This is a genomic window from Gilliamella sp. Pas-s27, assembly GCF_009795865.1.
Lineage (GTDB): Bacteria > Pseudomonadota > Gammaproteobacteria > Enterobacterales > Orbaceae > Gilliamella.
The window spans coordinates 42,637-68,136 of sequence record NZ_WTEW01000002.1 but is presented as its reverse complement, the minus strand read 5'-3'; the positions used below and the strand labels follow the sequence as shown (position 1 = coordinate 68,136).

General features: G+C 36.4%; 31 protein-coding genes. 22 read left to right on the top strand and 9 right to left on the bottom strand.

Translation table 11 applies throughout. The features are described from left to right. Nucleotides 1-30 precede the first annotated feature (30 nt). A complete protein-coding gene (gene rnt / locus GQ589_RS01460) occupies nt 31-714 on the bottom strand; it encodes a ribonuclease T (RefSeq protein WP_370519404.1) in 684 nt (227 codons plus the stop codon). Between the two features lie 200 nt (nt 715-914). Between rnt and GQ589_RS01455 the strand changes: the two genes are divergently transcribed. From GQ589_RS01455 to cysZ, 7 genes are all read left to right on the top strand, one after another. Further along, nucleotides 915-1,673 (top strand): Nif3-like dinuclear metal center hexameric protein, encoded by a 759-nt coding sequence (locus GQ589_RS01455; RefSeq protein ID WP_160424098.1) that lies wholly within the window; start codon nt 915-917, stop codon nt 1,671-1,673. 97 nt (nt 1,674-1,770) lie between these two features. Beyond that, entirely contained in the window at nt 1,771-2,649 is an 879-nt protein-coding gene (gene dapA / locus GQ589_RS01450; protein ID WP_160401409.1) for a 4-hydroxy-tetrahydrodipicolinate synthase, read from the top strand. Between the two features lie 34 nt (nt 2,650-2,683). Then, nucleotides 2,684-3,448, top strand: a complete 765-nt coding sequence (gene bamC / locus GQ589_RS01445) for an outer membrane protein assembly factor BamC (RefSeq protein WP_160424096.1) — start codon at nt 2,684-2,686, stop codon at nt 3,446-3,448. A 71-nt stretch (nt 3,449-3,519) separates the two neighbouring features. Continuing rightward, nucleotides 3,520-4,230: a phosphoribosylaminoimidazolesuccinocarboxamide synthase gene (gene purC, locus GQ589_RS01440; RefSeq protein WP_160401411.1), complete on the top strand. Its 711-nt coding sequence runs from the start codon at nt 3,520-3,522 to the stop codon at nt 4,228-4,230. Continuing rightward, the gene (locus tag GQ589_RS01435) at nt 4,230-4,685 is read left to right on the top strand and encodes a DUF441 domain-containing protein (RefSeq protein WP_160401412.1); all 456 of its coding nucleotides are present in this window, start codon (nt 4,230-4,232) and stop codon (nt 4,683-4,685) included. Before purC ends, GQ589_RS01435 begins: the two co-directional genes overlap by 1 nt. A 3-nt stretch (nt 4,686-4,688) precedes the next feature. Continuing rightward, a complete protein-coding gene (locus GQ589_RS01430; protein ID WP_160424094.1) occupies nt 4,689-6,719 on the top strand; it encodes a tRNA(Met) cytidine acetyltransferase TmcA domain-containing protein in 2,031 nt (676 codons plus the stop codon). 87 nt (nt 6,720-6,806) lie between these two features. Next, complete coding sequence (cysZ, locus tag GQ589_RS01425; protein WP_160412031.1) at nt 6,807-7,628, top strand: sulfate transporter CysZ; 822 nt, start codon at nt 6,807-6,809, stop codon at nt 7,626-7,628. 19 nt (nt 7,629-7,647) lie between these two features. Here cysZ and GQ589_RS01420 read toward each other — a convergent pair whose 3' ends face one another. Genes GQ589_RS01420 through GQ589_RS01410 form a run of 3 tightly spaced genes read right to left on the bottom strand, consistent with a single transcriptional unit; the run spans nt 7,648 to nt 9,419 of the window. After that, complete coding sequence (locus GQ589_RS01420; protein ID WP_160412030.1) at nt 7,648-7,851, bottom strand: YpfN family protein; 204 nt, start codon at nt 7,849-7,851, stop codon at nt 7,648-7,650. 58 nt (nt 7,852-7,909) lie between these two features. Continuing rightward, nucleotides 7,910-9,049 carry a succinyl-diaminopimelate desuccinylase gene (gene dapE / locus GQ589_RS01415; RefSeq protein ID WP_160424092.1) on the bottom strand — a complete coding sequence of 380 codons (1,140 nt, stop codon included), beginning with the start codon at nt 9,047-9,049 and terminating at the stop codon, nt 7,910-7,912. Nucleotides 9,050-9,062: 13 nt separating this feature from the next. Beyond that, nucleotides 9,063-9,419, bottom strand: a complete 357-nt coding sequence (locus GQ589_RS01410; protein ID WP_160412029.1) for an ArsC family reductase — start codon at nt 9,417-9,419, stop codon at nt 9,063-9,065. A 398-nt stretch (nt 9,420-9,817) separates the two neighbouring features. Here GQ589_RS01410 and GQ589_RS01405 point away from each other — a divergent pair, with 398 nt between their 5' ends. The 3 genes from GQ589_RS01405 to hisM are packed head-to-tail and all read left to right on the top strand — an operon-like array spanning nt 9,818 to nt 12,019. After that, nucleotides 9,818-10,606 carry a lysine/arginine/ornithine ABC transporter substrate-binding protein gene (locus GQ589_RS01405; RefSeq protein WP_160401418.1) on the top strand — a complete coding sequence of 263 codons (789 nt, stop codon included), beginning with the start codon at nt 9,818-9,820 and terminating at the stop codon, nt 10,604-10,606. A 3-nt stretch (nt 10,607-10,609) separates the two neighbouring features. Continuing rightward, complete coding sequence (locus GQ589_RS01400) at nt 10,610-11,293, top strand: ABC transporter permease (RefSeq protein ID WP_160401419.1); 684 nt, start codon at nt 10,610-10,612, stop codon at nt 11,291-11,293. Nucleotides 11,294-11,299: 6 nt separating this feature from the next. Beyond that, the gene (gene hisM, locus GQ589_RS01395) at nt 11,300-12,019 is read left to right on the top strand and encodes a histidine ABC transporter permease HisM (protein ID WP_160401420.1); all 720 of its coding nucleotides are present in this window, start codon (nt 11,300-11,302) and stop codon (nt 12,017-12,019) included. A gap of 116 nt (nt 12,020-12,135) precedes the next feature. Here hisM and GQ589_RS01390 read toward each other — a convergent pair whose 3' ends face one another. Next, nucleotides 12,136-12,516: a hypothetical protein gene (locus tag GQ589_RS01390; RefSeq protein ID WP_160412027.1), complete on the bottom strand. Its 381-nt coding sequence runs from the start codon at nt 12,514-12,516 to the stop codon at nt 12,136-12,138. 62 nt (nt 12,517-12,578) lie between these two features. Next, nucleotides 12,579-13,205: a transcriptional repressor LexA gene (lexA, locus tag GQ589_RS01385; RefSeq protein ID WP_160412026.1), complete on the bottom strand. Its 627-nt coding sequence runs from the start codon at nt 13,203-13,205 to the stop codon at nt 12,579-12,581. Between the two features lie 267 nt (nt 13,206-13,472). On the opposite strand from lexA, the gene coaE reads away from it, so the two are divergent. From coaE to tsaD, 4 genes are read left to right on the top strand one after another with little or no spacing between them, the layout of a single operon-like run. Further along, the gene (gene coaE / locus GQ589_RS01380) at nt 13,473-14,078 is read left to right on the top strand and encodes a dephospho-CoA kinase (protein WP_160412025.1); all 606 of its coding nucleotides are present in this window, start codon (nt 13,473-13,475) and stop codon (nt 14,076-14,078) included. Nucleotides 14,079-14,082: 4 nt separating this feature from the next. After that, a complete protein-coding gene (gene zapD / locus GQ589_RS01375; protein WP_160401424.1) occupies nt 14,083-14,820 on the top strand; it encodes a cell division protein ZapD in 738 nt (245 codons plus the stop codon). 35 nt (nt 14,821-14,855) lie between these two features. Beyond that, on the top strand, nt 14,856-15,074 hold the full coding sequence (yacG, locus tag GQ589_RS01370; RefSeq protein ID WP_160401425.1) for a DNA gyrase inhibitor YacG: 219 nt from the start codon (nt 14,856-14,858) through the stop codon (nt 15,072-15,074). Then, nucleotides 15,074-16,099, top strand: coding sequence for a tRNA (adenosine(37)-N6)-threonylcarbamoyltransferase complex transferase subunit TsaD (gene tsaD, locus GQ589_RS01365; protein WP_160424089.1), 1,026 nt, complete (start codon nt 15,074-15,076; stop codon nt 16,097-16,099). The genes yacG and tsaD overlap by 1 nt, the downstream gene beginning before the upstream one ends. A 114-nt stretch (nt 16,100-16,213) precedes the next feature. Here the strand turns inward: tsaD and GQ589_RS01360 are convergent, their stop codons facing one another. After that, on the bottom strand, nt 16,214-16,543 hold the full coding sequence (locus GQ589_RS01360; protein WP_160424087.1) for a DUF4282 domain-containing protein: 330 nt from the start codon (nt 16,541-16,543) through the stop codon (nt 16,214-16,216). Between the two features lie 123 nt (nt 16,544-16,666). Here GQ589_RS01360 and ycaO point away from each other — a divergent pair, with 123 nt between their 5' ends. Beyond that, complete coding sequence (gene ycaO / locus GQ589_RS01355) at nt 16,667-18,433, top strand: 30S ribosomal protein S12 methylthiotransferase accessory factor YcaO (protein ID WP_160401428.1); 1,767 nt, start codon at nt 16,667-16,669, stop codon at nt 18,431-18,433. A gap of 66 nt (nt 18,434-18,499) precedes the next feature. On the opposite strand, the gene GQ589_RS01350 is transcribed toward ycaO, so the two are convergent. Beyond that, on the bottom strand, nt 18,500-19,330 hold the full coding sequence (locus GQ589_RS01350) for a shikimate 5-dehydrogenase (protein WP_160412024.1): 831 nt from the start codon (nt 19,328-19,330) through the stop codon (nt 18,500-18,502). A gap of 72 nt (nt 19,331-19,402) precedes the next feature. Between GQ589_RS01350 and GQ589_RS01345 the strand changes: the two genes are divergently transcribed. From GQ589_RS01345 to mltG, 3 genes are all read left to right on the top strand, one after another. Beyond that, nucleotides 19,403-19,732 carry a nitrous oxide-stimulated promoter family protein gene (locus GQ589_RS01345; RefSeq protein ID WP_160424084.1) on the top strand — a complete coding sequence of 110 codons (330 nt, stop codon included), beginning with the start codon at nt 19,403-19,405 and terminating at the stop codon, nt 19,730-19,732. Nucleotides 19,733-19,928: 196 nt separating this feature from the next. Further along, nucleotides 19,929-21,014, top strand: coding sequence for an alanine racemase (alr, locus tag GQ589_RS01340; RefSeq protein WP_160424082.1), 1,086 nt, complete (start codon nt 19,929-19,931; stop codon nt 21,012-21,014). A 7-nt stretch (nt 21,015-21,021) separates the two neighbouring features. After that, nucleotides 21,022-22,044, top strand: a complete 1,023-nt coding sequence (gene mltG / locus GQ589_RS01335; RefSeq protein ID WP_160401432.1) for an endolytic transglycosylase MltG — start codon at nt 21,022-21,024, stop codon at nt 22,042-22,044. A 120-nt stretch (nt 22,045-22,164) separates the two neighbouring features. On the opposite strand, the gene ampD is transcribed toward mltG, so the two are convergent. After that, nucleotides 22,165-23,016: a 1,6-anhydro-N-acetylmuramyl-L-alanine amidase AmpD gene (gene ampD, locus GQ589_RS01330; protein ID WP_160412020.1), complete on the bottom strand. Its 852-nt coding sequence runs from the start codon at nt 23,014-23,016 to the stop codon at nt 22,165-22,167. A gap of 211 nt (nt 23,017-23,227) precedes the next feature. On the opposite strand from ampD, the gene ppdD (GQ589_RS01325) reads away from it, so the two are divergent. The 4 genes from ppdD (GQ589_RS01325) to ppdD (GQ589_RS01310) all read left to right on the top strand — a co-directional run bounded on the left by ppdD (GQ589_RS01325) (nt 23,228) and on the right by ppdD (GQ589_RS01310) (nt 25,472). Continuing rightward, nucleotides 23,228-23,659 carry a prepilin peptidase-dependent pilin gene (ppdD, locus tag GQ589_RS01325; protein ID WP_160401437.1) on the top strand — a complete coding sequence of 144 codons (432 nt, stop codon included), beginning with the start codon at nt 23,228-23,230 and terminating at the stop codon, nt 23,657-23,659. 39 nt (nt 23,660-23,698) lie between these two features. Continuing rightward, a complete protein-coding gene (locus GQ589_RS01320) occupies nt 23,699-23,935 on the top strand; it encodes an ATPase, T2SS/T4P/T4SS family (protein WP_160424080.1) in 237 nt (78 codons plus the stop codon). Nucleotides 23,936-24,333: 398 nt separating this feature from the next. Continuing rightward, a complete protein-coding gene (locus tag GQ589_RS01315) occupies nt 24,334-24,627 on the top strand; it encodes a hypothetical protein (protein WP_160424077.1) in 294 nt (97 codons plus the stop codon). Between the two features lie 413 nt (nt 24,628-25,040). Beyond that, on the top strand, nt 25,041-25,472 hold the full coding sequence (gene ppdD / locus GQ589_RS01310) for a prepilin peptidase-dependent pilin (RefSeq protein ID WP_160424075.1): 432 nt from the start codon (nt 25,041-25,043) through the stop codon (nt 25,470-25,472). Nucleotides 25,473-25,500: the final 28 nt, after the last annotated feature.

The window sequence follows — 25,500 nt, the reverse complement described above, 5'->3', positions numbered from 1 at the left end:
GCGCTTTTTTGTTTGTTATTGTAATTTATTTTATTGTTCTTCAATTTGTTGAGTATTATCTGACTTTGTCTCTAAATCCTCATCAATTTCTATAGCAACCAAAGGCCATCCACCAAGCGATTTTAGTCGATTAACAATTTTACAAAAGAGTATGGCGGTTTTTTGGGTGTCGTATAGCGCACTGTGAGCTTGTTTGTGATCAAAGGTGATTTGCGCCATTTGGCAAGCTTTGGCAAGCACTGTTTGTCCAAACATTAAGCCACTGAGTGATGCGGTGTCAAAGGTAGCAAATGGGTGGAATGGGTTGCGTTTTATTTCTGAACGTTCTGCTGCTGCCATTAAAAAACTGTGATCAAAGTGCGCATTATGCGCCACAATAACTGCGCGCGTGCAACCGCTGTCTTTTATGCCTGTTCTGATCATTTTAAATATTTCATCTAGGGCTTGTCTTTCGTCCACTGCGGCTCGTAATGGGTTGCTGGGGTCGATGCCGTTAAAGGTAAGTGCAGCAGGCTCTAAAATGGCGCCGTCAAATGGGTTGACATTAAATTGTAGCGATTGATCTGGTTCTAGCCAGCCGTCTGGTGTCATTTTTAAGGTGATGGCGGCGATTTCTAATATGGCATTGAGTTTGGGATCGAACCCCGAGGTTTCGATATCAATGACAACGGGATAAAACCCCCGAAAGCGTTCACATAATTTGGCGTTTGGCACAATAATTTATCTTAATTCGTCAAAAAAGGGCTATTATGCCAGTTTTTAAACGGTTCGCCTAGCACTGGAGCTAATCGTTTGTTGTTAATTTTTTATGATAAATATTACGCAAATTACATTAAGGCAAACGAGTAGATGCGTTTGTTATTTAAAGTGATTATAATCATTCCTTATAAAATCATTTTAAAACCGAGCAAGCAATGCACCATTTTGAATTAGAAAAGATTATTAATGATGAACTACAAATTACTCGCTATCGGGACTATGCACCAAATGGGCTGCAAGTACAAGGGCGAAGACAAGTTAATAAAGTTGTAACAGGCGTTACAGCTTGTCAATTATTGTTAGATAAAGCAGTTGAATTACAGGCCGATGCGGTGTTGGTGCATCATGGTTATTTTTGGAAAAACGAAGTGCAAACCATTACTGGTATTAAGTATCAGCGTATTAAGACGTTGTTAACAAATGATATTAATTTGTATGGCTATCACTTGCCGTTAGATGGTCACCCTTCGTTGGGCAATAATGTGGCGTTAGCTAATTTGCTCGGGATTACGGTTGATAAGCGTGATGATATCACTGATCTACTTTTTACAGGTGTGCTAAATAGCCCATTGACGACATTGCAATTTAAACATCAACTTGAACAAGTGTTACATCATAACCAGCGACAAGTGTTATTTTGTGGTGATAATGCACCGCAAATGATTAAGCGTGTTGCTTGGTGCAGTGGTGGTGGGCAAGACTATATTGAGCAAGCAGCACAAATGGGAGTGGATGCTTTTTTTACTGGCGAAGTGTCAGAACGCACTATTCACATTGCGCGTGAATATGGTGTTAACTTTTATGCCGCTGGGCATCATGCCACCGAGCGTTATGGCATTGAAAATCTAGGAAAATGGTTAGCAAGCCGTTATGGTGTGGATGTTATTTTTGTTGATATTGATAATCCAGCATAACAAAAGTTGAATTTAATTAAGAAATATCGCATACTTATCCGCAGATTTTTTATTCTTCACGTTGTGTTATAAACCAATAAATATGAGAGGTCATTTTATGTTTACAGGAAGTCTGGTCGCACTAGTTACCCCTATGGATACGAAAGGAAACGTAGACCACGTAAGCTTAAAAAAATTGGTCGAATATCATATTGCTAATGGAACATCAGGCATTGTTTCGGTCGGTACGACAGGCGAATCGGCAACGCTTGATCATCATGAGCATGTCGATGTGATTAAACGAACTATCGATTATGCCGATGGTCGCATTGCCATTATTGCAGGCACAGGTTCAAACGCAACGAAAGAGGCCATTGAGTTGACTCGTCGGGTTGAAGATATCGGTGTTGTTGGTTGTTTAACCGTTGCGCCTTATTATAACAAACCAACACAAGAAGGTATGTATCAACACTTTAAAGCCATTGCTGAAAGCACAGCGTTGCCACAAATTTTATATAATGTGCCAGGGCGTACGAGTAGTGATATTAAACCTGAAACCGTTGGGCGTTTAGCTAAAATTAAAAATATTGTTGCATTGAAAGACGCAACCGGTGACCTTTCAAGAGTTTATCCAACGCGTAAATTAGTTGGTCCTGATTTTAAATTATTAAGTGGCGATGATTCGACATTTTTAGACTTTATGATTTTAGGTGGTGACGGGGTGATTTCGGTCACTGCTAACGTGGCTGCCAAAGCTGTTGCAACAGTATGTGAACTTGCGGCTAATAACCAAATTCAAGAAGCCCGTACTTTAAACGATACTTTAATGGCGTTACATCGCCATTTATTTATTGAACCCAACCCTACGCCAGCCAAATGGGCTTGTGCAAGATTAGGTTTAATGCAAAGCGCAACAATTCGATTGCCTTTGGTAGCGTTAACGCAATCATCAATGCCTGTGGTTGAGCAAGCATTAAAAGAGGCAAATCTACTGTAGTTTTGTATAACCTTTAATTAAAAAGCAGATATTTATGTTAAATAATTCATTAAATAAAATATTAAGCAGAACTTTATTTAAAAACAATGGGGTTAAAAAAGTAGCAATTTTAACTATTGTAGCTTCTTTATTTCTTGCTGGTTGTGGTAATGATCAGAATTTTAAGCGTGAAGTCGATGGTAATGAGGATTACCTTCAGTCGCCTTCTTTAAAATCACTAATTGTCCCTGAAGGCTTTTTAGTACCTATTGAAAACGGTGATTTTTATATTGATAAAACCGAGTATAAAGGTGCTTTAGGTAAAAAGCTTGATATTAGACCGCCAAGTTTACCAATCCCAACTATATCCGATGCATTTGCAGTTTATAATAGTGGTGCTGTTACTTTTAATGCACCATTAAGCAGTCAAGTGTGGGAACGCATCCCTAATAGCTTAAGCAAAAGAAATATTTTTATTGCTAGCCAAGACAGTAATTCTATTCAAACTGGTAAAAGTTTTATAGTTCGTGCGGATGAAGAGCAAGCGGTTGAAGCTTCTTATTCAATTAAGCGTCAATTGCTAGGGGATACTGAAACTATCACCATTTTGCTCACTTCGTTAACTCGTGGTGCTGATGATTTAACTTCACAACCGATTGAAGTACAACGTTATGTTGTCGGCTTATTTAATGACATTATGGACGATGTAGCACCTGATTCTATGCGTGTTGTGCCACCAAAATCACAAGATAAAAGTGATGAAGAAAAGGACAAGTCTGAAAGTAAAAAACCAGCAACTGCCGTGAGTGGCGCAGATTAAAAATAGATTTGGAATTTAAGGAGCGAATAGCTCCTTAATTATTTATTGGTAATTGATATAAGGTTATAAACATGAAAAAGTTGGCTGAGCTTTATCGTGGTAAAGCTAAAACGGTATACACGACTGAAAACCCCGATTTATTAATCCTTGAGTTTCGCAATGATACATCGGCATTTGATGGTTTACGCATTGAGCAGTTAGATCGTAAGGGCATGGTTAATAATAAATTTAACTATTTTATTATGACCAAATTGCGTGAAGCGGGCATTCCAACTCAAGTTGAATCCTTATTATCAGACAATGAAGTACTTGTTAAAAAACTACAAATGGTACCAGTTGAATGCGTGGTACGCAATCGTGCGGCGGGATCTTTAGTTAAGCGTTTAGGCGTTGAAGAAGGCGAAATTTTAAATCCTCCTACCTTTGAATTATTTCTAAAAAACGATGCATTGCACGATCCTATGGTTAACGAGTCGCACTGTAAAGCTTTTGGTTGGGCTAGTGATGATCAATTAGCTAAAATGAAAGAACTTAGCTTTAAAATTAACACTATTTTGACTGAACTATTTGAGAAAGCAGGGCTAATATTGGTTGACTATAAACTCGAGTTTGGTTTGTTTAAAGGCGAAATTACGTTAGGTGATGAGTTTTCACCCGATGGTTGCCGTTTGTGGGAAAGCGCTACACTGAAAAAAATGGACAAAGACCGATTCCGTCAAGGTTTAGGTGGTGTAATTGAAGCTTATGAAGAAGTGGCAAAACGGATTGGTGTGCCTTTGTAATGCTTGCGCAGTTTGATGTTTCTTTTTTTGTTCTATTGGGTTTAGCGGGACTATGTTATTTAACGAATAATAACACAGTGACATTTGCAGTACTTTTGTTGTTACTCTTTAAACTAACACCGCTAGCCACTTATTTTCCGTTTTTAAATCAATATGGCTTAACCATTGGGATTGTTATTTTAACGGCTGCTATGATGGTGCCATTGGCTGATGGTTCGTTAAAAATTGCTGATATTGCTAAATCGTTTACCACTTGGCAATCGCTATTGGCTATTTTGGTTGGTATTTGCGTATCTTGGCTAGGCACGCGTGGCATATCACTTATTGGTGCACATCCAACTATTGTTAATGGCTTAATTATTGGTACGCTAATTGGCGTTGCCTTTTTCAAAGGCGTTCCTGTAGGACCACTTATTGCTGCAGGGATATTGTCGTTATTAATTGGAAAAAGTTAATCTATGCATAATCCCAACAACACTCGAAAACTATGGGTGTTACAGGGCGAAACCTCACAATTATTTGAACAACTTATTCCAATCTTTGAGCAAAATGTTGGTGATTGGGTTATTGTTACGCATCAGCCCGATTGTTTACCTTGCTCATTGATTGCTAACGCACTCCAACCTAATCAAACAAGACAATTATTGGGGCAGCAGTATCAGCATGCGGTTTTTGATGCCACGGTCGGATTTAATCTTGATGCTTTTGCCATGTTAGTCGGTACGCTAGTAAAAGGCAGTGTGTTAGTTTTGTTATTGCCTAATAACCTAACTACTTGGCACGATCATGACAGCCTGCGCTGGAATGAATGTCAAACAGCGATCTCCGTTCCTAATTTTGTTACACATTTAACCCAAACATTAGCAGAGTTTGGCATATATATTAATCAAGCTACTTTGCCCAAAATAGCAACATTACCGGTGATTTTTGGGCAAGTGAATGATGACAGTTGCGACTTAACTCAGCAGCAAAGCACGTTAAAACAGATATTAGATAGCAATAAACCGATTAATGTATTAGTTGCCAAGCGTGGGCGTGGTAAATCAGCATTAGCGGGGTTATTTAGCCATTATCAACGTTGTATTGTAACCGCTCCCAATAAATCAGCTTTGACAACCTTTTTTGCTTTTGCCAAACCCAATATTCCATTTTTTGCACCTGATGAATTAATTGCACAGTCGCATAATCGATTTGCTGACTATCTGATTATTGACGAAGCCGCCATGATCCCACTTTCCATGCTTGAACAACTGTTACAATTGGCTATTGCCCATAATAGTCGAGTATTATTAACTACAACCGTTGAAGGGTATGAAGGTACAGGACAAGGTTTTTTGTTGAAATTATTGGCAAATAAAGCATGTCAATATTTTCATCTACATACTCCCATTCGTTGGCAAGCGGGTGATGAGCTGGAACAATTTAGCGATCGGTTGTTACTCAATGGTTTATTGGCGCCAAATAACCCTAGGAAGGCGAGTTCTTTACCCGTCAAATATGCCAAGATTGAACGCAATGATATTCATGCGTTAAGGTCGATCTTTTATTTACTAAAAATAGCGCATTATCAGACTACACTCATTGATTTACGGCGTCTGTTTGACGCACAAAATTTATCAGTTTGGCAGGCAACTGTTGGTAATAAAAAAGTGGCTGCGGCAGTGACTGTGACTGAAGGGAATTTACCTGATAATTTAATTGAACAAGTATGGCAGGGAACACGTCGCCCTAAAGGTAATTTAGTGGCACAGTCTCTGGTTGCCCATGCCGGCGAACGATTAGCCGCCAAGTTGCGTTCGGTTAGAATCAACCGTATTGCGGTTATTAGCACTTATCGACGGCAATATATTGCTAAGCAACTTGTGCAGACTATTGTTGATGATGCTAAAGTGCATGATTGTGATTTTGTGTCGGTTAGTTTTGCTTATAGTCCGTCTAATTATCAATTTTGGGCTGCTTGCGGATTTGTCTTGGTTCATGTCAGTAGCCATAAACAAGCCAGCAGTGGTAGTTATTCGGTTATGGTGTTAAAGCCACTCACAGAATCTGGTCAGCATTTAACGCTAAAATTACAACGTAAGTTACAGTGTAACATATTTTGGCTTAACGATATCATCAATTTACCTTTTAATCAAATGATTAACAACGACAGTGAGTTGTTATTATCACTAAACTTAGATACGAATGATTTTGATGAGCTAACGGGATTTGCTTATTATCACCGCCCATTTGAAGCCACTTACGCTGCATTGTGTCGATTAAATCGCCATATTCAAACATCCTTACAATCACAGCCCACGCAGGCAAACGATTTACCTGTGTTGTCAGCACTATTAAACAGCAAAAATAATCAGACTTTGATTATTGATTTATACCAACTTGCTGGTAAACAAGCATTAATGCAAACCATTAAAAACGAGGTCAGAACATGGCTAGCAAAGCAAGGCAATAATGTAATCTTTGCCAAAATAGACAGTAAAAATAATTAATTGTCATTGCAGGTTATTAAGAGGTATGTTTACAATAGTTGTCATGTTTTAATTCAATTCGTTTTAATTTAAAAGGAATCGGATGTGATGCACAATCAATTAGAAAACCGAACACAGCACCGCCATTCGCAAAACCAACCTAATAACCACACCCCAAACCGTCAACCTACAACAGGTATTGAGTATTTTTTTAAAGGGTGGTCTTTGGCATTTAGCCCAGGAATCAAGCGATTTGTTTTTTTACCATTAATTGCCAATATTGTGATTATGTCGGCACTATTTTATTGGTTTTTTACCACCATTACGGGTATGGTCGATTGGGGATTGTCGTATGTGCCAAGTTGGTTGCAGTGGTTGGGTTATATTATCGTTTTTATTGTGATTTTAACGCTAGTGATTTTATTTTGTTATTTTTTTAGTACGGTAGCAAATATCATTGCTGCGCCGTTCAATGGCTTATTGGCCGAACAAGTCGAAGCACAATTAACAGGAATGCCAGCAGTAGATACATCGTGGATAAGTATCATTAAAGATCTTCCTCGGATTTTTGGTCGCGAATTTCAAAAATTGTTTAACTATTTATTATGGGCGATTCCAATACTGTTAACCTATTTTATTCCTGTTATTGGGCAATCGGTGACGCCTGTGGTTTGGTTTTTATTTACCGCTTGGCAAATTAACATTCAATATGCTGATTACGCCTTTGATAATCATAAAATCACTTTTCACCGTATGCGTGAGTTGCTTAATCAACATAAAGCCGATAATTTAACTTTTGGTATTCTAGTTGGCTTTTTTACTATGGTACCCGTGCTTAATTTAATTATTATGCCTATTGCAGTGTGTGGTGCTACGGCAATGTGGGTTGATCGCTACCGTCATCAAGCATTATTTAATAGCGGCAAATAGGCTTGTTATTTTTACTGCGTTACTTTTTTTTAGGCGACGTTGACGTGGGATTTGTTGTTGGCCAATCATCGTCGTCGTCATCTTTATAAGGGATAGATTTTATCCCTTTCTTTTTTTCAAGATACGCTTTATAACTTAGCCGATTTAATGCCTTAATCGTATTAATAAAAATTCCAATTAAAATGATCAAAATTATCCACCAATAATCTTTAAGCCATTCCATAGTATTTCCTCTTAGATTAAAATCGAAATCACCAAGTTATAATCGCTACATGAACCAATTATACTAGCAACAATTTTTCCAAAATTCGGTAATAAATTGCAGTTAAGGTAATAATATCTTGGCAGTTGGCGTTTTCGTTGACTTTGTGAATAGTTTTATTAAGTACGCCTAGTTCGATTACTTGGCATCCCATTTTGGCAATAAAGCGACCATCAGATGTACCACCACTAGTAGATAATTCAGTGTCAATATCTGTCAACTCTTTGATAGCACTAGCTGCAGCGTTGGTTAAATCGCCTTGTGGTGTTAAAAAAGGATGACCTGATAATCGCCAAGTTAAGGTATAATTTACATTGTGCTTTTGTAAAATATGCTCAACACGCGCTTTAATCATGGCATCTGTCAATTCGCTACTATACCGAAAATTAAATTGCACACGAAGCTCGCCCGGTACAACGTTTTCAGCACCTGTACCACCATTAATATTCGCTATTTGCATTGTGGTTTTAGGGAAGTACTCATTACCTTCATCCCAAACAGTGGTAACTAATTCGTTTAATGCTGGTGCAAAACGGTGGACAGGATTATCGGCAAGGTGAGGGTAGGCAACATGACCTTGAACGCCATGCACAATTAGATTAGCTGTGACTGAACCACGACGACCGTTTTTAATTTGATCGCCAAGTACGGCATTGCTCGATGGCTCACCGACAATACAATAATCAACACGTTCTTGGCGTTCCATAAGTAAATCAACCACTTTGACGGTGCCGTCAGTTGCATCAGCTTCTTCATCTGAAGTGATCAAAAAAGCTACACGTCCAGAGTGATTTGGATTGCGTTTAACAAAATCTTCCGCCGCACAAACCATGGCTGCAACACCGCTTTTCATATCTGATGCGCCACGCCCATAAAGCACTCCGTGCTGGTCAATAGTCGGTGTAAATGGTGGATAAAGCCATTTACTTTCATCGCCAGCAGGTACAACGTCGGTATGACCGGCAAACATTAAGGTTTTGCTAGTAGCATCACCATGATAGGCCCATAAGTTTTTTGTTTGCCCTATATTGACTTCTTCAATGATGAAGCCAAGCGGTTTTAGTCGGTCAATAATCAGTTTTTGGCAGTTTTTATCGTCAGGGCTTATTGATTTTTCTGCAATGAGTGCTTTGGTTAATGCAATAACAGGTTCAGTCATAATGGTCTCGATTTTATTTAGATTGCGATGTAAATTGTGAATAAAGCTGATCTGAAAATCCCAATAAAGCCCGCTTTCCATCAATCAGTAAAGGGCGTTTTAATATAGATGGATTGGCTAGCATAATTTTTTTAGCCGCTTGTTCGTTATTTATCTGGGCTCGGACAGTTTCCTCTAACTTGCGCCAAGTTGTCCCGCGTGTATTAAGCAAATTTTGCCAGTCCACCAATTGTAAAAATGTGTCTAAAAGCGCTTCTGATAGTCCATCAGTTTTATAATTATGGAATTGATAATTGATATGATGTTCATCAAGCCAAGTAAAGGCTTTTTTCATTGTGTTGCAGTTTTTAATGCCATAGACAGTATACATAAAGGTGATCTCAATTTGAAAGTTTAACAAATTATAACAGCTATCAGTATAAGGCAGCAAATTGAAGGGGTGTTTTATATTTAGATCTTTTGATTGAATTTTTTAGCTACACACATTTGTAAACATGTGGTAATTATCGCATTTTCAACACTGTTTTAGATAATTAAAAAATAAAAGTAAAAAATGGCACAAAAAACCGTCAGTAAAGGTATTGATTTTATTTAAGTTTTTTGTGGTTAAAAATCGTCTTTTTAGTTATTAAGCAAATATTATTTGGGAGGATTTGTTGTTAAGTAATTCTAATTTTGGGGACAGCAATAATAACTTTTTTTTATTATAAAAATATAGCATAACGCGCTATATTATGCCTTTGGTTAAAAATGGGGGGAAGATAAATTATGAAGAATTGGTTAAAAGCATTAGCTATTTTGGGGGGGTTAAGCTTATCCATAGCAAGTTATGCCACATTACCTGAGTCGATCAAAGTTGGTTCAGATACGTCTTATGCACCTTTCGATTTTATTGACGCTAGTGGCAATATTACAGGTTTTAATATTGAAATTACAAAAGCTTTATGTGAAAAGGCTAACATAAAATGCACCTTTCAATCGACCGATTTTGATGCGCTGATTCCTTCGTTACTATCAAGAAAAATTGATATCATTTCCTCATCGCTTATGATGACTGAAAAGCGTAAAAAGCAGATTGCATTCTCGGACGAGATTTTTATGACTTATTCGCGTTTGATTGTTAAAGAAGGATCTAATTTAATACCTAATGCCGAATCGTTAAAAGGTAAACGTGTTGGGGTTGAGCAAGGAACATCGCAGGAACATTTTGCTAACGAAATGTGGCGCCCTAATGGGGTGATAATTGTGCCTTATCAAAATCAATTACAAGTATTTTCTGATTTAGTGGCTGGTCGTTTAGATGCCGCACTACAAGATGAAGTAACAGGTAGTTATGCCTTTCTCAAACAACCACAAGGTAAAGGTTTTACTTTTGCGGGTGATGCATTGACTGATGCAAATTATTTTGATGTTGGGGTAGGCATTGGTTTTCGTAAAAATGACAACGAGCTACGTGAAGCATTTAATCAAGCGTTAAAAGCTATTTTAGCCGATGGTACTTATCAAAAAATAAATGATAAATATTTCGACTTTAATGTATATGGTAATAAAAAATAAACCATGCAGGGCTATATTTCGTTAATTTTTCAAGGCGCATGGCTAACCATTGTTTTAGCACTGGCTTCTTTGTTGTTCGCCATAATTCTTGGTATTGTTTGTGCATTAGGAAAGTTGGCTGATTCCAAAATATGTAATGTACTTTGTCAGGCTTATACGTCGCTAATTCGTGGCGTGCCTGATTTAGTGTTGATGATGTTGATCTTCTTTGGTTTGCAGTTTTTAATCAATAATATAACAGATTATTTTAATATGCCTTTTATTGAAATCGATCCACTAATAGCCGGCATTATTACGTTAGGTTTTATTTATGGGGCTTATTTTACCGAAACCTTTCGGGGAGCCTATATTGCAGTATCTAAAAATACATTGGCAGCAGCAACAGCTCTAGGACTTAGCAAAGTCCAAGTGTTTCGGTATGTAATGTTTCCTTTAATGATGCGTTTTGCGTTGCCAGGTATTGCGAATAATTGGCTAGTAGTATTAAAAGCGACGGCGTTGGTATCGTTGCTGGGGTTATCAGACTTAGTCAAAGCAACTAAAAATGCAGGCGAAGCTTTGTATCAACCCTTGTTATTTGCTTTGATCGCTGGCGCATTTTATCTGTTTTTTACCTCAATATCGAATATCGTTTTATGGTGGCTGGAGCGGCGTTATTCCATTGGTACCATTAAAAGTAAGTTATAAAAACTCATGTTAGAAATTATTCAACAATATTGGCAAGCATTATTATGGACTGATGGCTATAACATCACCGGCCTTGCCATGACGCTGTGGATTTTGATTTTATCCGTTTTAATTGGTGGCACTTTGTCGCTAGGGTTAGCAGTAGGACGAAATTCGCCAAATAAACTAATTAAATTACCTATTTGGTTGTTTACCTATATTTTTCGTGGTACACCGTTATATGTGCAGTTATTGATTATTTACACAGGTATTTATACTTTAAGTGTGGTTAAAAATAATGCTTGGTTGGGCGATTTTTTTCAAAGTGGCTTAAATTGCACTGTGCTTGCCTTTACCTTAAATACTTGTGCCTACACGACCGAGGTTTTTGCTGGTGCTATTAGACATGTTTCACATGGTGAAATTCAAGCCGCAACTGCACTTGGCTTTAACCGTTTTCAACTTTATCGCTATATTATTTTGCCAAGAGCGTTTCGTATTGCATTGCCTGCTTATAGTAACGAGGTGATATTTATGTTGCATTCGACGGCGCTAGCTTTTACGGTTACAGTACAAGATGTGATGAAGATTGCACGAGATATCTATGCCGAAACCTATCAACCTTTTTATGCTTTTGGTATTGCCGCAGTAATTTATCTTTGTGTAAGCTTTATGCTAATTTGGGGGTTTAAAAAGTTAGAACAGTCTTGTTTGGCTTTTCAACGGACTAATGCGCAAAATAATTAATAAATTAAGTTATGTGCTGATTTTTTATTTGTTTACAATTCTATTTTTCATTCAGATAAAAATGGAAAAATCCGACAACTACAGTAGCACTTGTCGGATTTTGAATTCCCGATATATTAATTTACAGGATAGAATTCGCTTGTGGATTCGTTTCCATCGTCATTATCATGGTTACTTGAGCCAGGTAATGCTCTAGCTCGTTCAATAGGTACATAACTTCCACTTGGCGTTTCAACTTGGCATTCACCTAAGAAGATAGAATATTTGGTGTTGGCATGCATGCTTTCCCCTCTAAAATAGCAGTGGGTAGCATTATATAAGTCAACTCGGCAAAGGATTGCAACTGCTAACCAAGCAATAAGGACTGCTAACGATACCCATTTTAAATATTTCCAGATGAAAGACCAAAAACCAATTCCTCTAAAACGACAATAGCCAAAAATGAGCAATATGACTGCAACAAATGCTAAACCTTCGTATAACCAAAATAGCCACATAGTAATCTCCTACTTTTTAGTGTTTACTATTCTATACCATCTTTGCTCATACATCTATATACTTACATCCATGAACCGTTACGAATAATGCCAACAGCAAGCCCTTCAATGGCAAAATTTTGTTGTTCTAAGTCGATTTCTATAGGTGAAAATTCACTATTTTCGGCAAGTAAGTGGACATGTTTGCCTTTGCGTGATAGGCGTTTTACGGTAACTTCGTCATCAATGCGAGCAACAACAATTTGACCATTTTTAACATCTTGGGTTTTATGTACAGCTAACAGGTCACCATCTAATATACCGATATCTTTCATGGACATGCCATGCACTCTTAGTAAAAAGTCGGCATGAGGTTTAAATAGAGACGGATCAACTTGGTAATGGCTTTCAATATGCTCTTGCGCTAAGATCGGTGATCCTGCCGCTACTTGCCCAATTAATGGTAAACCCTCAAGTTCATTTTGTTCAACTGGGTTTTCAAGCAAAAGACGAATTCCGCGTGATGATCCTGCGATCATTTCGATTGCCCCTTTTTTGGCGAGTGCTTTAAGGTGTTCTTCAGCGGCGTTGGCTGATCGAAATCCTAATTTTTTTGCAATTTCGGCACGAGTAGGAGGCATGCCAGTAGTTTGGATGTTGTCTTTAATTAGGTCATAAATCTGTTGTTGGCGTTCGGTTAATGGTCTCATAACATATTCCTGTTTTTATATACATATATATGTAATTATATACAGCCAATGATATAAAACAACTGTTTTATTTTATTTATTTGACAATGGGCGATTAATTTTCCTAATTCTTAGCTTTATGTACTATTTTAGTAAATGATTTTACCGCGTTAATGGGGGAATAAATTTCCCAATTAACGAATAAGTTTTGCTTGTATTTAGGGTTATATGATCAAGTTACTTATATGCTATAATTGGGCAATATTTTTTTAACTTGGAATTTGCTGTATGCCTTATGTTGTTGCGCTCAGTGGTGGTATTGCCAGTGGTAAAAGTACCATCGCCAATTTGTTTAACAAATTGGGAGTACCTATTATTGATGCTGACATTATTGCAAGGCAAGTTGTGCAGGTTGGTAGCGATGCATTTAATCAAATTGTTCAGCATTTTAGTCAGGAAATTTTACTTGCAAATGGTGAACTTGATCGCAGTCAACTCCGTGAGATTATTTTTAATAATGATCATGAGCGGCTATGGCTTAATCATTTGTTGCATCCAATTATTCAGCAAGAAACCCAAAAACAAATTGCAATGCAAAAATCAACGTATGTGATCTGGGTTGTTCCTTTGTTAGTTGAAAATAATTTACATACGTTGGCTGATCGTGTATTGATAATCGATACGCCTGTGTCGTTACAATTGGCACGATTAGTAAAAAGAGATAATATTAGCGAATCATTAGCCAAAAAAATGATACTGTCACAAGTGTCTTTACAAAAACGTTTATCTTATGCTGATGATATCATTGTTAATGAGGGTGATTTTGCGTCGCTAACTACGCAAGTCGACCAATTACATCAACAATATTTAGATAACTTTAATTGTAAGATTTGAATAGATGAATAACATTGTTTTTGAACATCCATTAAATGAGAAAATGCGCACTTGGCTTCGTATTGAATTTTTATTAAATCAGTTAAATACGCATTGTCATTTTGATCAAAATAATGCGTTGGTTTTTTTTCACGCATTGTCCGAGTTATTAGAGATTATTGAACGTAACGATGTGAAAGCAGATTTTATTAAAGAGCTTGAATCTCAAAAACAAAAGTTAACTTCTTGGTTAGCTTTTGATGGTGTGGATTATGATTTACTTAGCAATTTGATTAACAAGTTTGATGTTTTTCTAGCTCAATTTAATGCTATCGCCCGTTTGGGACAACCGTTAAAAGATGATCGTTTTATTACCGCAATTCGTCAACGCTTAATGATACCAGGTGGTTGTTGTAGTTTTGATTTGCCTTCATTTCATTTATGGCTAAAAATTCCACAAGAAAGGCGTTATATACAAGTAAAAAACTGGTTACAACACTTATCCATTCTTGATGAGTCTTTGACATGTTATATGCAATTAATAAGACAATTGGGAGAATTTAAACCATTTATTTATACTAACAACTTTTTTCAAGAAACTAATGGTGATGTTAATTTGATTCGTATTCGGATTTCGTTAGAAAAAAACATGTACCCTCAAGTATCTGGTCATATGTCACGCTATAGCATTCGATTTTTACCGCTTGATGCTTGTGATAATGTGAATACCGATAGTATTGATTTTGAATTAGCTTGTTGTTAGCGTTATTAAGTACTAATTATTAAAAAAGAGTTACAATGAATAAAGAAACCGTTACCTATGTCAATTGCCCAACTTGTCAAAAACAAGTGGTATGGAGCAAAGATAGCCCGTACCGTCCATTTTGTAGTAAACGCTGTCAACTTATCGATTTAGGCGATTGGGCAACTGAAGAACATCGCATTCCTGATAAAGATATTACTGAACAAGATCTTTGGAGTGAAGAAGATCTTAACGATTTTGCAGGTAGACATTAATGAAGATCCTTGGTATTGAAACCTCATGCGATGAAACAGGCATCGCGATTTATGATGATGTCGAGGGGTTAATTGCAAACCAGCTTTATTCGCAAATTAAATTACATGCCGATTATGGTGGTGTGGTGCCTGAACTGGCATCGCGTGATCATATTCGTAAAACAGTGCCATTAATTCAAGCAGCTCTAAAAGAAGCAAATTTAACAGCTCAAGATATTAATGGAATTGCTTATACGGCAGGTCCAGGGTTGATTGGTGCGTTAATGGTTGGTGCATCAATTGGGCGTTCACTGGCTTATGCGTGGGATGTACCAGCAGTTGCTGTGCACCATATGGAAGGGCACTTACTTGCGCCAATGTTAGAAGATAATCCGCCCGAATTCCCTTTTGTCGCACTACTTGTTTCAGGAGGGCATACACAATTAATTAAGGTGACAGGTGTTGGACAATACCAATTAATGGGAGAGTCGATTGATGATGCGGCAGGGGAAGCCTTTGATAAAACAGCTAAACTAATTGGGCTTGATTATCCGGGGGGTGCAAAATTGTCAAAATTAGCTGAACAAGGTTGTGATTCTCGCTTTCACTTTCCACGACCAATGACAGATAGACCCGGGCTTGATTTTAGTTTTTCTGGGCTTAAAACTGCGGCGGCTAATATTATTCATCAAAATACGCACGATCAAGTTATAGATGACCAAACTAAAGCAGATATTGCGAGGGCTTTTGAAGATGCTTTAGTCGACACGCTAATTATTAAGTCTCGCCGTGCACTTGAACAAACCGGATTTAATCGCCTCGTTGTTGCTGGTGGTGTCAGTGCCAATAAAACATTACGCCATAAGCTTGCACAATTAATGGCACAGCGAAAGGGGCAGGTTTATTACCCAAGACTTGAATTTTGTACTGACAATGGTGCTATGATTGCTTATGCTGGGATGATCCATCTAAAAGCAGGGTTACATTCTGATTTGTCCATCAATGTTAGACCTAGATGGCCACTTAGTGAGCTTAATGTAGGTTAAGGGATTATTTTAGATTTAGCGATAAAAAATAGAAAATAAAAAAGTGGGAATAAGTCTCACTTTTTTATTGAAGCCCAGTCAACGCTATTAATTAATAGCATTGATATTAGGTGATTATTCTTGTGTTTCTGAATTAGTCTTTTCGTTGGCTAATTTTTCAATATTGTGGTTAATGTTGAATAAAATACAAATCAATTCAAAACCAATACGCGTTGAAATAAAGCCAGCAATAAAAGTAACGATGCCACTAAAAAAGGTAACTAAACCAGCAGAAAAACTATAAGTAAATAAAGCAAAACTACCTAAAATCATTGTTAATGAAGCAATTACAATAAAAAATAATGCAATCCAATATACAATAGTGATAAATGTTGGTGTTATCATTCGATTAAAGAAGAAAAAGTCTTTAATAGTAAGATCTGAAAATTTGATTTTATTGTTCATTATATTTCCTTTGTGAATGGGTTAATTTTATTGTTTCTATTTTTTTAATTCGCGTATACAGTTATAATTTTCAAAAGCTGTAAGGCGCGACGATTGTAACATAAAATTATCTTGAGATTAACTATGAAAACGTATATCCCCGGCAAAGATGCCGCCCTCGAAGATTCAATTAATTATTTTCAACAACAACTAACAAAATATGATTTAGAAGTAAAAGAAGCATCTTGGCTTAATCCTGTGCCCAATGTGTGGTCAGTTCATATTCAAAATATTAACTGTCCATTATGCTTTGCTAATGGTAAAGGCTCCAGCAAAAAAGCAGCATTGGCATCGGCCTTGGGGGAATATTTTGAGCGATTATCAACCAATTACTTTTTTTCCGATTTTTATTTAGGCAAAAAAGCAGCAAATGCTGATTTTGTACATTATCCGAGTGAAAAATGGTTTTCTATTCCTGAAGATAATTCCTTACCTAAAGGATTATTATCTCAAAAACTACTTAAATTTTATGATCCCGATCGTGAGTTAAGCGCAACCGACTTAGTTGATTTACAATCAAGTAATGACGAACGAGGTATTTGCACTTTACCGTTTGAACAACAGTCCGATAAACAAACGGTTTATGTGCCTGTTAATTTAATTGCTAATTTATATGCTTCTAATGGTATGGCCGCTGGTAACACACATAATGAAGCGCGAGTGCAGGCGATATCCGAAATTTTTGAGCGTTATACCAAAAACAAGATTATAGCTGAAGCTATTAGTTTGCCGATTATTCCAACCGAAGTGATTAATCGTTACCCAACCGTTTTAGCTGCAATTGATGCGCTTGAAAGCGAAGGCTTTCCGCTTTACTGTTTTGATGCTTCGCTGGGTGGTGAGTTTCCGGTTATTTGTGTCGTGCTGTTTAATCCACAAAATGGAACTTGTTATGCCTCGTTTGGGGCTCATCCTAATTTTGGTGTTGCACTTGAGCGAACAGTAACCGAACTGTTACAAGGACGTAGTTTAAAAGATCTTGATGTGTTTTCACCACCAAGTTTTGATAATGATGATGTTGCAGATCTTAGCAATTTAGAAACACATTTTATTGATTCAAGCGGTTTGATTTCATGGGATCTATTTAAAGAACAAGCCGATTATGAATTTGTCGATTGGGACTTTTCAGGTACGACAGAACAAGAGTTTGCAAATTTAATGGCTATTTTTGCTCGTCACAAAACTGAAGTGTTAATCATGGATTACGAACATCTAGGTGTTTATGCTTGCCGTATTTTAGCTGTAGGCATGTCTGAAATTTATCCTCCGGAAGATCTTTTAATTGCTAACAGCAATATGGCTATTGGTTTGCGTGATCTTATTTTATCGTTACCTAATAAAAAGCACACGGCTAAACAATACTTAGCCATTATTGAACAGCTCGACGATGAAGGGCTTGATGATTATGCGCGTGTTCGTGAATTACTAGGTATTGCAACAGGTAATGATAATGCGTGGTTAACACTGCGTGTTGGTGAATTAAAAGCAATGTTAGCATTGGCAGGTAAAGACTTAACACAAGCACAACAGTGGATTGATTGGACGCTTGAAATGAATGAATCGATCTTTACCCCAGAGCGTAATCATGCTTATCGTTGTTTACAAACGTTAGTTAATTTTATTTTGCAACGCGGTAAAAAACAGTTTAGTAGCTATCAAACCGCCTTTGATAAAATGTATGGCAAAGCGTGTGTTGATGACATGTGGCAGTACGCTAATGGTGAAAAAGTATTTTTTGGTTTGGTGTCTTTTGCTAAAGACGACAAAACCACCAATAATAATTTAGAACAATTTGCCATGCATCAAAAGTTATTAGCAGTATATAACAAATTACATCAGGCGATGTTATAACTTATATATGTTATTATTTATATATTCAACGCCGCCGAATAGACTCGGTGGCGTTGATAATGTTATTTAACCTTGCCTTGCAAATTCACCTGCTTGTTTAACTAATTCTTCGCTAGGTGTAATACCTGTATATAATACAAACTGTTCAAGCGCTTGAAGTACCGCAACATCAGCACCTGAAATAATAGTTTTGTTTAACTGTTGGGCATATTTTATCATTGGTGTTTCAACGGGTAGAGCAACGACATCAAACACAACATCAGCATTATTTATCATTTCTTTTGGAAACGCTAATTCCTGCGCTTCAACACCACCAAGCATACCAATTGGGGTCACATTAATAATAAGCTTAGCTTGTTGGGACGGTATAGTTTGCTCGTTCTTCACCCATTGATATCCATAACGTTTGGCTAATGTTTCGCCTTTGGATTGGTTGCGAGCAGCAATAATACCATTTTTAAAGCCGGCATCATAAAAAGCACCAATTACTGCATTTGCCATACCGCCACTACCTTTTAAAACAAATGGTGTGGTATTATCAATTTTATTTTGGACTATAAGTTTGGCAACGGCAATATAGTCAGTATTATAGGCTTTTAAATAGTGATTGGTGTTAACAATAGTATTAACCGATTGAATAGATTTTACTGAATCATCTAATTCATCAATAAATTCAATGCAAGCTTCTTTATAAGGCATTGAAATAGCACAACCACGGATCGCTAAGGCTTTAATGCCATAAATAGCATCTTTTAAGTTATTAGTGGTAAAAGCTTTATATAAGTAGTTAAGATCGAGTTTTTCATACAAATAATTATGAAAACGAGTACCAAAATTGCTTGGTCTTGCCGAAAGAGACATACAAACAGTGGTGTCTTTATTAATAATTCTTGTCATGACAACAAATCCTTGTGGTATAGTACGATAAATTTTATTTTACCACTTTCTTTATTAACCTGTTATGTGATTATGGTTGCAAATAATACTGGTCCTAAAATACAGCAAGAAAAAGCCACAGTAAGTGTGATGATCTATTTATATTGCCATCAAAATCATCACACACCTCGCAATCAGTTATGTAATGAATGCCATGATTTGCTAAATTATGCCATGGCACGCCTAACCATGTGTCGCTTTGGTGAACACAAAACAACTTGCGAACGCTGTCCAAAACACTGTTATCGCAAAGATTATAAACAAAAAATAAAACAAGTGATGCGTTATGCAGGTCCAAGGATGATTATTCACCACCCCATTATGGCCTTTAGACATATCTATAAAAATTTATTGAGTAAATAGTAAACAGCAGGCTTGTAGTAATAAACAAAAAAGATTGATTAATTTAATATAAATGATGGAATTGAGAGTGTAAATAAAACCTTTTTATGACTTAAAAATGATGTTAAGTTATTAATAGATATATATAAAAATAAAAATTTGTTATTATTAAAAACAAAATTTAAAATAACCCCTTAATCAAAGTTTAGGTAATAACATGTCTATCGCCGTTGTTGAAGTCAATCGTCAAGCAGTTATTCATAATGTTGAATATCTAAAAAAAATAGCGCCAACGAGTCAACTAGTTGCAGTAATTAAAGCTAATGCTTATTCTCATGGTATTGAAGAAATTGCACAGCTATTAATCGATAAAGTCGATTATTTTGGTGTGTCTCGACTTTCAGAAGCAATTCAATTGCGAAATATTGGCATTAATACCCCCATTATGGCTTTGGAAGGGTTTTTCCTGCATGATGATATGTGGGATTTAATCACTTTTAATGTTCAACCAGCCATTCATAGTAAATGGCAAATCGACGTATTGCAGTCATCACCGCTTGAAAATCAAATTATTACATGGTTTAAACTTGATACAGGTATGCATCGATTAGGTTTTAGTCTTGATGAAGCCAAGGACGAATTTTATCGTTTAGCGAATTGTTCTGCGGTTTGTAAACCGATTAATATTATGAGTCATTTTAGTTCAGCTGATGATCTCACTTCAGATCAAACGTTAAAGCAAATAGAACTATTTGATCAGTTTATTGATTCAATTGAGGACAAAACACTGATTGGCAAATGTTCAATTGCCGCATCGGGCGGCACGTTGGCTTGGCCAATGGCTCATCGCGATGCTGTGCGTCCAGGTATCGCTTTATATGGTGTTTCACCTTTTGATGCACCAATTGCTGATTTAAAGCCAGCGATGACATTTAAATCAGAATTAATCGCCGTGCGAAAGCATAAACAAGGCGAATCGGTTGGTTATGGTCAGACTTGGTATTGTGAGCAAGATACACAACTTGGTGTGGTTGCTATGGGGTATGGTGATGGTTATCCAAGAAATATCCCACAAAATACCCCAGTTTTGATTAATGACCGTAAAGTGCCCATTGTTGGGCGAGTTTCAATGGATATGATTGTGGTTGATTTAGGCATCAATAGCCTTGAAAAACCTGGTGATGAAGTCATATTTTGGGGGGCAGAACTCCCCGTTGAAGAAATCGCAAAGCACACAGGAATTAGTGCTTATGAATTAATAACGCGCTTAACTTCACGCGCAAAAATCCACTATATTAGATAAATAAGTTATGATTAAAAAGATATTTTTATACACTTTACTCACCCTAATCTTAATTGTGGGTGGTTCGATTAGTATTGGTTATTATTTTTTACAGCAGTTTTCTAAACAGCAAATGCAAGTCACTAACGAAAACCAGATGTTTGTTTTGAAAAAAGGCACATCTATGCATCAGTTAGTTGAACAAGTTAAAGAAAGCCAATTGCTCGAAAGGGCATATTTGCTTCCATATTTGTGCAAACTAAACCCATCATTAAGATCCATTAAAGCAGGGACTTATCAATTACACCCTCATATGACAGTTGAAGAGTTTTTGCAATTGTTGGTGTCAGGCAAAGAGAGCAATTTTTCGATTCAATTTGTTGAAGGCAAGCGGGCTAAAGACTGGTTAACTGTCATCCAAAATACCCCATATATTCAACAAACGTTAATAGGTAAAACCGACGAAGAAATTGCTAAACTACTGGGTATTGAAGGATCGATAGAAGGTTGGTTATCACCCGATACTTATCTTTATACCGCCGATACGTTAGATATTAATATCTTAAAACGTGCACACATGACAATGAAAAGTAACTTGCAAAAAATCTGGGATAATCGCGATAGTAATCTTCCTTATCAATCGCCTTATGAACTCCTTATTATTGCATCAATTATTGAAAAAGAAACGGGTATTAATTCCGAAAGGGCAAATGTGGCTTCAGTATTTGTTAATCGCCTAAAAAGCAAAATGAAGTTACAAACTGACCCAACCATTATTTATGGTTTAGGTGATAACTACAAAGGTACCATTAGGCGAGTTGATTTGACTGATACCCAAAACCCTTATAATACCTATGTCATTGAGGGACTTCCTCCAACACCAATTGCAATGCCAAGCCTTGCTTCACTTGAAGCAGCAGCGCATCCAGCTAAAACCAATTATCTATTTTTTGTTGCGAATGGAACCGGTGGGCATACCTTTTCAACCACTTATAGTAACCATCAACAAGCGGTGAATGTATATAGACAGTTATCGAATAGTGGAAATTAACCCAAAAACTTTAATAAAATCAATACCTTTTCTGGCCGATTTTTATTGTATCCTTTTGGTATTAGTTATTGATATACATTAGGGAACCGCATATAAATGCGGTTCTTTTATCTTGTTAATTTACGATAATTCATCAAGTTGTTTAATAAGATTGAGCAGATGATTAACATCTTGCTCTTGCTCTTTTAGTGCTTCTTCAAAATAAGGGTGTAGAGCAAATTTTGGCAAATTTGTTTTGGCATCAATCATTGCTTGTATTCGTGGAATAAAAATCCACTGTAACCATTCGTGTGCTTGCATGGTGTCGATAGCAAAAGGTTCTTGGCTTAAAAAGGCATCGGGATTTGGCGGTGTGGTTTGCCATAGGTCGATTTTTTGCAATTCTGCCATAATTTTTTCAAGTTGTTTGAGTAACATGTCTGTTTGTGATTTTTGTGCAAGCAAATTTTGATAATATTGCCAATCAAAACAAGGACCAGGATCGGTTTTGCGATCGGGCGCTATGTCGCTATGACCTGCGATGTCTTTGATAGCATAAGTCTGTTGTAATAATAACGTGATGTTTGCTAATTGTTGATATTGTTGCTCGGTAAAATTGTCACTATCACATCCTTCCATTTCAATACCAATTGAAAAATCGTTACAGTTTTCTTGTCCTTCAAATACTGATTTTCCTGCGTGCCATGCCCGTTTATCAAATGGAACAAATTGAATTATTTCACCATCGCGTCGAATAAATAGATGACTGGATACTTCAAGTTGATAAATCGACGTAAAGTACGGATCCTGCTTAGGATCGAGCTTGCCGGTGAATAACTTTTCAACATAAGGGCCACCATATTGATTGGGTGGCAAGCTGATATTATGGATGACAAGTAACGATATCGGTTTATTTGCTGGACGTTCATTATAAAAAGGCGAAACAACCTGCTTTATACCTTGTAACCAGCCATTTACAATTTTTAGGGACATATTGACTCCGACTTATCTAATAAACCGATTCTAATAAACCGATATATGGATTTGTTTTGCGATCTACTTCACGAAAATTAGACATGCAACGTAACAATTAAGTGCATAGTGGATTTTGCATTCCAACCTAGCTATTTCGTTATTATTTCATTTTTTTATCTTGTTATAAAGAATCCTCTATTAAATAACTAACTGAAAAATTGAGGTGTTTATGTCCAATCAATCAGGTTTCTCATTATTTGAATTGATGATCGCCATTGTTGTGATTGCTATCTTAACCGCTATTGGCGTACCAGCCTATCAAGGATATGTAAAAAAAGCTGCGCTGACTGATATGTTACAAATAATGACATCATATAAAACAGCGGTTGAAATTTGTGCTGTTGAACAAGGTGGTTTAACTAACTGTAGCAATGGTAACAATGGTGTGCCAGCAAGTCGAACGTCGAATTATGTAACTTCAATTACAGTCAATAACGGCATTATTACCTTGGTTGGAACCAGTGCTTTAACAGGATTAACAACTACACTAACACCAACAATCAATGCCACTCATGGCAATTTGGATTGGAGCCGTGTGTGCACCACATCACCTGTTGATGCCAGTTTAACCAGTGCGTGTGAAGATATTTTCAAATTTTAATGTTTATATTTAAAAATTAATAGATAAGGAAGCGCCTTTATGCAAGAAGAACAGCTAATTGAAAGTATTGATAAATTACTGCTTGAAGCGTTAAATAAGCGTGCTTCGGATATTCATTTTGAGCCTTACCAACATAGCTATCGTATTCGTATGCGCATTGATGGTGTTTTGCACGATATGTTATCACCCCCACTGGCATTAGCGAAACAGATTACTGCAAGGCTAAAAATTATGTCTAAGTTAAATATCGCCTCAAGATGGCCAACTTATCATTGACCTCTATACCATGCGTAAAGATATCTTATATGAGATTTTTTTAGAAAGATTCATTAATTTTTTATCGTGAATTTTATTGAAAATAAAAATGCTAGAAAAGATATTTGTGATAAAATTGCGGAGATGGGCGCTATATGGTCTTATTTTTGTGAAAAAGTCTGGTTATATAAATGCTATTATAGTGTTTTTTATGGAGTATTACTTATACTCAGTAGCATAACACTTAAAAATAAGTAATGGGAGAGCTTATATGTGGTTACTATTTTTACTCGGTTTACTTATGTTTATTTTCACTTTATGGTGTATTAAAGTAACTAAACCAACGAAAAAAAAATAGTTTTTCGTCTTTACTTATAACTCTATTAACATGTAATAGTCTTTTCTATAAAGAGGTTGAAATGGAGCAAAAATTAATATCATTTATTTTTGTTACAGAAAAAAAAAGATTCATTCGATGGAAAAGACAAGCAGAAAAAAACAACATTACGTTACAAGAGTGGATTATTAAAAAGTTAAATTCTGATGTGAAAGTAGTTTATAAAAAAGTAAAATTACAAAAAGATATTCCAAAAGACGAACAATGGTTTATAAGATTATCGACGAAATCTGAATTCAAAGGATACTGGGTTTATTGCTCACGGTCAGATGAAAAAAAACTCGTAGAATGGATAACTTGTAAATTAGATTCATAAACAATAAATTTTTTCCTTAAAAAATTTGAGTATTAACTCTTTATCTATTTGTCGTCGTCTCTGCATTTCTATTATTCTATCACCTCATTATGATCATGATCGTGAGGTTCAACAGATCTCTTCAGCCTTGTGCAAATGATTGTGGGTATTGAGCAAGGATATTTTATACCTTGTAACCAGCCATTCATAATTTTTAGGGGCATATTAACTCCTGTTTACGAATAAACCGATTCTAATAAACCGATATATGGATTTGTTTTGCGATCTACTTCACGAAAATTAGACATGCAACGTAACAATTAAGTGCATAGGGGATTTTGTATTCCAATCTTGCTATTTCGTTATTATTTCATTTTTTTATCTTGTTATAAAGAATCCTCTATTAAATAACTGACTAAAAAATCGAGGTGTTTATGTCTAATCAATCGGGTTTTACATTATTTGAACTGATGATCGCCATTGTTGTCATTGCTATCTTAACCGCTATCGGCGTACCAGCCTATCAAGGATATGTAAAAAAAGCTGCGCTGACTGATATGTTACAAATAATGACATCGTATAAAACAGCGGTTGAAATTTGTGCTGTTGAACAAGGTGGTTTAACTAACTGTAGCAATGGTAACAATGGTGTACCAGCAAGTCGAACATCGAATTATGTAACTTCAATTACAGTCAATAACGGTATTATTACCTTGGTTGGAACCAGTGCTTTAACAGGATTAACAACTACACTAACACCAACAATCAATGCCACTCATGGCAATTTAGATTGGAGCCGTGTGTGCACCACATCACCTGTTGATGCCAGTTTAACCAGTGCGTGTGAAGATATTTTCAAATTTTAATGTTTATATTTAAAAATTAACAGATAAG

Coding starts and splice junctions, on each gene's coding strand:
- hisM (WP_160401420.1), top strand. CDS start 11,300: ATGTTAGAAATTATTCAACAATATTGGCAAGCATTATTATGGACTGAT.
- tsaD (WP_160424089.1), top strand. CDS start 15,074: ATGAAGATCCTTGGTATTGAAACCTCATGCGATGAAACAGGCATCGCG.
- cysZ (WP_160412031.1), top strand. CDS start 6,807: ATGCACAATCAATTAGAAAACCGAACACAGCACCGCCATTCGCAAAAC.
- GQ589_RS01410 (WP_160412029.1), bottom strand. CDS start 9,419: ATGTATACTGTCTATGGCATTAAAAACTGCAACACAATGAAAAAAGCC.
- GQ589_RS01420 (WP_160412030.1), bottom strand. CDS start 7,851: ATGGAATGGCTTAAAGATTATTGGTGGATAATTTTGATCATTTTAATT.
- GQ589_RS01345 (WP_160424084.1), top strand. CDS start 19,403: ATGGTTGCAAATAATACTGGTCCTAAAATACAGCAAGAAAAAGCCACA.
- GQ589_RS01400 (WP_160401419.1), top strand. CDS start 10,610: ATGCAGGGCTATATTTCGTTAATTTTTCAAGGCGCATGGCTAACCATT.
- GQ589_RS01390 (WP_160412027.1), bottom strand. CDS start 12,516: ATGTGGCTATTTTGGTTATACGAAGGTTTAGCATTTGTTGCAGTCATA.
- ppdD (WP_160424075.1), top strand. CDS start 25,041: ATGTCTAATCAATCGGGTTTTACATTATTTGAACTGATGATCGCCATT.
- ampD (WP_160412020.1), bottom strand. CDS start 23,016: ATGTCCCTAAAAATTGTAAATGGCTGGTTACAAGGTATAAAGCAGGTT.
- GQ589_RS01435 (WP_160401412.1), top strand. CDS start 4,230: ATGCTTGCGCAGTTTGATGTTTCTTTTTTTGTTCTATTGGGTTTAGCG.
- bamC (WP_160424096.1), top strand. CDS start 2,684: ATGTTAAATAATTCATTAAATAAAATATTAAGCAGAACTTTATTTAAA.
- lexA (WP_160412026.1), bottom strand. CDS start 13,205: ATGAGACCATTAACCGAACGCCAACAACAGATTTATGACCTAATTAAA.
- dapA (WP_160401409.1), top strand. CDS start 1,771: ATGTTTACAGGAAGTCTGGTCGCACTAGTTACCCCTATGGATACGAAA.
- alr (WP_160424082.1), top strand. CDS start 19,929: ATGTCTATCGCCGTTGTTGAAGTCAATCGTCAAGCAGTTATTCATAAT.
- GQ589_RS01405 (WP_160401418.1), top strand. CDS start 9,818: ATGAAGAATTGGTTAAAAGCATTAGCTATTTTGGGGGGGTTAAGCTTA.
- yacG (WP_160401425.1), top strand. CDS start 14,856: ATGAATAAAGAAACCGTTACCTATGTCAATTGCCCAACTTGTCAAAAA.
- GQ589_RS01360 (WP_160424087.1), bottom strand. CDS start 16,543: ATGAACAATAAAATCAAATTTTCAGATCTTACTATTAAAGACTTTTTC.
- mltG (WP_160401432.1), top strand. CDS start 21,022: ATGATTAAAAAGATATTTTTATACACTTTACTCACCCTAATCTTAATT.
- GQ589_RS01455 (WP_160424098.1), top strand. CDS start 915: ATGCACCATTTTGAATTAGAAAAGATTATTAATGATGAACTACAAATT.
- zapD (WP_160401424.1), top strand. CDS start 14,083: ATGAATAACATTGTTTTTGAACATCCATTAAATGAGAAAATGCGCACT.
- coaE (WP_160412025.1), top strand. CDS start 13,473: ATGCCTTATGTTGTTGCGCTCAGTGGTGGTATTGCCAGTGGTAAAAGT.
- ppdD (WP_160401437.1), top strand. CDS start 23,228: ATGTCCAATCAATCAGGTTTCTCATTATTTGAATTGATGATCGCCATT.
- GQ589_RS01315 (WP_160424077.1), top strand. CDS start 24,334: ATGGAGCAAAAATTAATATCATTTATTTTTGTTACAGAAAAAAAAAGA.
- dapE (WP_160424092.1), bottom strand. CDS start 9,049: ATGACTGAACCTGTTATTGCATTAACCAAAGCACTCATTGCAGAAAAA.
- GQ589_RS01320 (WP_160424080.1), top strand. CDS start 23,699: ATGCAAGAAGAACAGCTAATTGAAAGTATTGATAAATTACTGCTTGAA.
- ycaO (WP_160401428.1), top strand. CDS start 16,667: ATGAAAACGTATATCCCCGGCAAAGATGCCGCCCTCGAAGATTCAATT.
- purC (WP_160401411.1), top strand. CDS start 3,520: ATGAAAAAGTTGGCTGAGCTTTATCGTGGTAAAGCTAAAACGGTATAC.
- GQ589_RS01350 (WP_160412024.1), bottom strand. CDS start 19,330: ATGACAAGAATTATTAATAAAGACACCACTGTTTGTATGTCTCTTTCG.
- GQ589_RS01430 (WP_160424094.1), top strand. CDS start 4,689: ATGCATAATCCCAACAACACTCGAAAACTATGGGTGTTACAGGGCGAA.